The organism is Roseovarius sp. D0-M9, from assembly GCF_037083805.1.
Classification (GTDB): domain Bacteria; phylum Pseudomonadota; class Alphaproteobacteria; order Rhodobacterales; family Rhodobacteraceae; genus Roseovarius.
In genome coordinates this window covers 1-1,179 of record NZ_JBAPKZ010000120.1, presented here as the reverse complement: position 1 = coordinate 1,179, position 1,179 = coordinate 1, and the positions used below count along the sequence as shown (strand labels likewise).

The window sequence follows — 1,179 nt, the reverse complement described above, 5'->3', positions numbered from 1 at the left end:
GATGGCTGAGGTCTCCGCGTCGGACGCGCCTACCGAAGGCACGAAATATGGGAGCGGCTCAAGCACCGGTGCGCCCGACTACCCACACGGAACGAGAAGGGACCGAAAAAAACAAATCTCTGTATACTAGGCCATCAGATCCAACCTGCGCCTCTGTCATGGGTTCTTTTTGGACAGTGGAAGTTGAGTGATCCGCTAGTGGTGCCGGAATGTCTCTGATAGCTACTCCATTTTCTCTCGTTCCGCGTGCTGCGATGTAACCACGGTTTATTCCGTTCGTAATGTAGCCCATGGCCACGACGTCATGAATATCAAGCTCGCGACAATACATATCTAGTATCGCGCCGTCTTCGTTCAGCCCGTCAGCGTGTAGTCGTTCGCGCAGATAGCTGATGGCATCATGCGGCGAAAGCCACTTAAACCGCCCCCATCTGCGGATATTACGAAATTCTGACCACATGTACCCGAGAGCAACTACCACAAGCGCGAGCCCTACATTGGTGAAGAGCCAATCGGGTAGTGATCCAAGCATAAAGGGATACATCATTGGCAATGCCTGCCAGTCAAATGGAACGACCAGCAACCCGAGGGCAGTGCAAAATATTAAGATAATTCGCGTAATTGGCATACATCTCTCATCTCACGATTCCTCTCCGTGAGTCCAGAAGTAGCGTATGTCAGGGGTACATGTCCTCGACGATCTACTCCCCGAGTCACGATCCGCTGACCTGATTGATGTCATCATCGGCATCGCCCATCGCCTCGGGCTGCAGGTCGTTGCCGAAGGGGTCGAGACCGAAGCGCAGCGCGCTTAGTTACAAGGCTTTGGGTGTGACGTGATAAAAGGCTACCTATTCAGTCGTCCCCTTGCAGCCAAAGACGCGCTTGCGTTTCTTGAAAGCTGGCCGCCAGAGCTTGGATGTGGTGTCACTTGAGGTGGCCATCACGTTTTCCAGCGGATTATGTCAGGTGATGTGGTCTGGCAGGAACGGAAACAAAATCCATCGGTTCATAAAGCATCCAATCTGCGCGCCCAAATCCGGCGCCAACTTTTTAGTGTCATCAAGGAAAATTGGTCCCTTCTCGTTCCGTGTGGGTAGTCGGGCGCACCGGTGCTTGAGCCGCTCCCATATTTCGTGCCTTCGGTAGGCGCGTCCGACGCGGAGACCTCAGCCATCG

General features: G+C 53.8%; 2 protein-coding genes. One reads left to right on the top strand and one right to left on the bottom strand.

Translation table 11 applies throughout. The annotated features are described in order from the left end of the window. Positions 1-58 precede the first annotated feature (58 nt). Positions 59-583, bottom strand: coding sequence for a hypothetical protein (locus V8352_RS21775; protein ID WP_336426348.1), 525 nt, complete (start codon positions 581-583; stop codon positions 59-61). A 91-nt stretch (positions 584-674) separates the two neighbouring features. Here V8352_RS21775 and V8352_RS21770 point away from each other — a divergent pair, with 91 nt between their 5' ends. Next, complete coding sequence (locus V8352_RS21770; protein WP_336426347.1) at positions 675-815, top strand: hypothetical protein; 141 nt, start codon at positions 675-677, stop codon at positions 813-815. Positions 816-1,179: the final 364 nt, after the last annotated feature.

Coding starts and splice junctions, on each gene's coding strand:
- V8352_RS21770 (WP_336426347.1), top strand. CDS start 675: ATGTCAGGGGTACATGTCCTCGACGATCTACTCCCCGAGTCACGATCC.